The organism is Oleiphilus sp. HI0067, assembly GCF_001635735.1.
In genome coordinates, this window is the sequence record NZ_LWFI01001316.1 from 1 (window position 1) to 707 (window position 707).

Consider the following 707-nt stretch of genomic DNA (forward strand, 5'->3'; position numbering starts at 1 on the left):
ACTTGTCGAGGAAAGTAATAATTGAAGACTCCATTTCCTCGACTTCTGAATGTGAACTTAAGAAATCTTCAACAGGTTTGTCGAGCCCCGTGAATACGCGTAGAGATGGGTCCCAGTACGGATTAGGGAGGCATCGAACGTCAAAAACATAATCTGCATCGCTAGGCACGCCGTGTTTGAATCCAAACGATTGGAATAGTAGGGCCATTTCTTGTGTAGCTCTGCCTGCTACTCGTAGTTTGATATGGTCACGCAATTCATACAAAGACATGTCGCTTGTATTTATATTGAGGTCAGCCTGCCTGGAAATGGGTTCTAATAAAACGCTCTCTTTGTTGATGGCTTCGCTTAAGGAAATGTCGGGAGAGCTTAAAGGGTGTTTTCTTCGTGTCGCATGAAAGCGCTTTATGAGTGTTTCGCTATCCGCGTCAAGAAAGATAATGTCTGTTTCGATATTCTGATTTTGAAAGGCTTGATAAAAAGCAGGGAAGTTTTCTATGCCGCTTTGTAGGTTGCGGGCATCAATGCTCACGGCAACTTTTGCCAAGCGCTCATCTGTTTGTCTTGCTGATTGTGAGCCAAGCTCTAAGAGCAAACCGACAGGTAGGTTGTCGATGCAGTAATAGCCTAAGTCTTCTAAAACATGGAGGGCAGTACTCTTACCTGAGCCCGATCGGCCACTAATAATTACGAGTTTCATGGTGCCT

At 44.6% G+C, this 707-nt stretch carries 1 protein-coding gene; it reads right to left on the reverse strand.

The genetic code is table 11. The features are described 5' to 3' along the window. A partial coding sequence (rapZ, locus tag A3739_RS20515; protein ID WP_231877117.1) for an RNase adapter RapZ occupies positions 1 to 707 on the reverse strand: 707 nt, incomplete at both ends.